General features: G+C 68.4%; 1 protein-coding gene and 1 pseudogene. Both read right to left on the reverse strand.

The genetic code is table 11. The features are described from left to right. Positions 1-1,015, reverse strand: a 1,015-nt coding sequence (locus tag A6V29_RS12025) for an IS256 family transposase (protein WP_137160516.1), incomplete at its 3' end; no start/stop codon positions are given. An 86-nt stretch (positions 1,016-1,101) separates the two neighbouring features. After that, positions 1,102-1,299, reverse strand: a pseudogene (locus A6V29_RS12030) (hypothetical protein); the annotation flags it as partial.

The raw sequence follows: 1,299 nt of genomic DNA on the forward strand, positions 1-1,299 counted from the left end.
CCAGCGGATTGGTCGACCAGATCTTCTTCCAGTGGCTGACCGGGAAGCCGGTGAAGGCCAGCAGGTCGTCCTCGGCGTCGCGCAGCATCGCCTCGACCTTGGGGAACTGGCGTCCGAGCATGCCGGCGATGACGTCGAGCTGGGAGTGCACGTGTTCGGCGTCGGGCTGAGCGAAGATCGTGCGGATCGCCGCGGCGACCATCTCGCTGTTGCCGCGGGGTACCTGGGCGAGCACGTTGCGCATGAAGTGCACCCGGCATCTCTGCCAGGCCGCGCCCAGCAGCACCGCGCCGATCCCGGCCTTCAGCCCGCTGTGGGCATCGGAGATGACCAGCTGGGTGCCGGTCAGCCCACGGGCCTTCAGCGTGCGCAGGAAGGCGGTCCAGAAGGCGCCGTCCTCGGAGTCGCCGACGGCGAAGCCGAGCACTTCCCGGTGCCCGTCGGCGGCCACCCCGGTGGCGATCACGACGGCCTGCGAGACGACCCGCCTGTTGACCCGAGCCTTGCAGTAGGTGGCGTCGAGGAACACATACGGGAAGGCCTGCTCGGCCAGTGAACGGTCGCGGAAGGCGGCGACTTCGGCATCGAGATCGGCGCAGATCCGGGAGACCTCAGACTTGGAGATGCCGGTGTCGGCGCCCAGGGCGCGCACCAGGTCATCAACCTTGCGGGTGGAGACGCCGTGCAGGTAGGCCTCCATCACCACCGCGAACAACGCCTGATCGATCCGCCGGCGGCGCTCCAGCAGCGACGGGAAGAACGATCCGGCGCGCAGCTTTGGGATCCGCAGCTCCAGATCGCCAGCCGTGGTCGACAGCGTTCTGGGGCGGGAGCCGTTGCGCTGGGCGGTACGGGAATCGGTGCGCTCGTGCGGTGCGGCGCCGATCACCGCCGTGAGTTCGGCCTCGATCAGGGCCTGGTAGATCGTCGTGGCCGCCGACCGGATTCGGTCATCGACATCGGCGGCCTTCAGTGCATCGAGCAGCTCGAGCAGGGCAGACTGGTCCAGGGCCATCGTGTGCTGTGTCCTTCCGCGAGAACCATTGGCGTGGTCTCGCTGACCATCACACGATGGCCCCTCGCACGTGAACACTCACGCGGTCAGTGGCCTGGACTTACACCACCTCGCGGGACGTCACCCCAGATCCAGGCGCCGAAGGCGATGCCGATGGAAACCCAGGCCGCCGACCAGACCGCCGCCTCACGGACGCCGATCACGTGCGCTCGACGGTGGGCGAACAGGTCGACGGCGAGCATGCCGACGATCAGGCCGAGCACGGCCAGCCAGAGCCAGATTGG

This window comes from Blastococcus sp. CCUG 61487 (assembly GCF_005222955.1).
Taxonomy (GTDB): Bacteria; Actinomycetota; Actinomycetes; order Mycobacteriales; family Geodermatophilaceae; genus Blastococcus.